We start from the raw sequence: 2291 nt of genomic DNA on the forward strand, positions 1-2291 counted from the left end.
CGCGGATGGCAGAGCAGTTTGCGGTGTTTGCGCAAGCGCTTGTGCAGTCTCCGGCGTTGCCGCTGGGGCAGGCGCCGTTGCTGACAGAGGCAGAGTGGGCGCAGCTGCAGAGCTGGCATGGCAAGGCAGAAGCGTATCCGGGCGGCTGCTTACATCAGTTGGTTGAGGCGCAGGCAGAGGTAAATCCGACCGCGATTGCCGTAGTGGATGGAGAGCAGCAGCTAACGTATGGCGAGTTAAATGCACAGGCTAACCGCCTGGCGCGTTATCTGCGTGAGCAGCGTTTGGTAGAAAACGAAACGCTGGTGGGAATTTGCCTGAGCCGCAGTAGCACGCTGATAGTGGCGATACTGGCGGTGCTGAAGGCAGGCGGTGCCTATGTGCCGCTGGACCCGGAGTATCCGCAGGAGCGTCTGGCGTTGATGCAGGCCGATGCTGAGCTTGGCACAGTGTTAACGCTACAAAATCAGGCGGCTGATTGGTTGCCACTGCACAGCCGTGTTGAACTGGACAGTGTGGCGGTGCAGGCCAGCCTGGCAGGTTATGCTGATGACAACCTGAGCCTGGTGTGTCAGCCAGAGCAACTGGCGTATGTGATATACACCTCAGGTTCAACCGGTACGCCCAAAGGCGTGATGGTAGAGCATCGTAATCTAATTAACTATCAGCAACATATGTTGAGCTGCTGCCAGATGCAAAGTAGCGATCGGGTGTTGCAGTTCTCTACCCCAAATTTCGATGTCTTTGTTGAAGAGTTTATTGCTGCGCTGGCTAACGGTGCGGTTTTGGTGCTGCGCAGTGATACCTGCCTGGAGGGGCCACAGGCGTTCAGCGCCTTCGGTACTGAGCAGGGCGTAACGGTGATCAGCCTGCCAACGGCGTTCTTTCATGAATTGCAAAGCCTGGAGCCGCAATGGGCCTGGCCATCGCTGCGGTTGGTTATTGTGGGGGGCGAGGCGTTGTCTGCAAATACTGCCGGGCGATTTATTGCCCAGACACCGAAGGTGCGACTGCTAAATGCTTATGGCCCTACTGAAACGACTATTTCAGCTACAACCTGTGATGTTACGTCATTAAAAAGTGGTCTAGCGTCAATAGGTTATCCCATTGTAAATACCCGCGCTTATGTGCTGGACAGCCAGCAGCAACCGGTGCCGATAGGCGTTAGCGGTGAGCTGTATGTAGGTGGCGCGGGTTTAGCGCGGGGCTACCTGAACCGTGCAGAGCTGACGGCAGAGCGGTTTATTGCTAACCCGTTTGCGCCGAAGGGCAGTGCAGAGCGGCTGTACCGCACGGGCGATATGGTGCGCTGGCGTGAAGACGGCCAGTTGGAATATCTGGGTCGCAACGATCATCAGGTGAAGGTACGTGGTTACCGCATAGAGCTTGGCGAGATAGAGCAAGTACTGCAATCGCAGGAAGGCATAGCCGAAGCCTTGGTACTGGCGCAGGACACGGCGGCGGGCAAGCAGTTGGTGGCGTACTACCGTGCAGAGCAGAGCGTGAGTGCGGATGTGTTGCGTCAGCGGCTGTCAGAGCGGTTACCGGAGTATATGGTCCCGGCGTACTGGATGGCGTTGGAGGTGTTTCCGCTGACGGCCAATGGCAAGGTAGACCGCAAGGCGTTGCCACAGCCGCAGGTGGGATCTCAAGGCGAATACGAGGCACCAGAGGGTGAGACGGAGCAAGCCTTGGCGCAGCTGTGGCAGCAACTGCTGGGTGTCGGGCAAATCAGCCGTAATGCCAACTTCTTTATGCTCGGTGGCCATTCGCTGCTGGCTACCCGGCTGGTAGCACGGTTGCGGCAGGAATTTACTATTGAGCTGAGCGTAAAAACGCTGTTTGAGACGCCGGTATTAAGCCAGTTAGCGCAGCGCATAGCGCAACAGTTAGCTGCCCCACTCTGCCCGCCAATACTGCCGGCAGACCGTAATGACGCTTTGCCGTTGTCTTTCGCGCAGCAGCGCTTATGGCTGCTCGACCAGATAGACGGTGGCAGTGCGCACTACAATATGCCCTTTGCCCTGCACGTGCGTGGTGCGTTAGTGCCCCAAGCGCTGCAGGCGGCGCTAGATAATGTGGTGTGCCGCCATGAAGTGCTGCGAACCTGCTATCGCACAAATGCACAAGGTGAAGCGCACCAATGTGTGCAACCGGCGCAGAGTGTGGCGGTGAGCTGGCAGAAGGTAGATGCAGCAGCAGTTGCAGACGCGATAGAAGCCGAGGCCAATCGGCCGTTTGATTTAAGCCATGACCTGATGCTACGTGCAACGGTGCTGAGTGTGTCAGCG

1 protein-coding gene is annotated in these 2291 nt (G+C 57.4%); it reads left to right on the plus strand.

All coding sequences use genetic code 11. The annotated features are described in order from the left end of the window. Positions 1-2291 (plus strand): amino acid adenylation domain-containing protein (locus ACYVIC_RS04245; RefSeq protein WP_460857576.1); only part of this gene is annotated, 2291 nt, incomplete at both ends.

This window comes from Rheinheimera gaetbuli, from assembly GCF_054781935.1.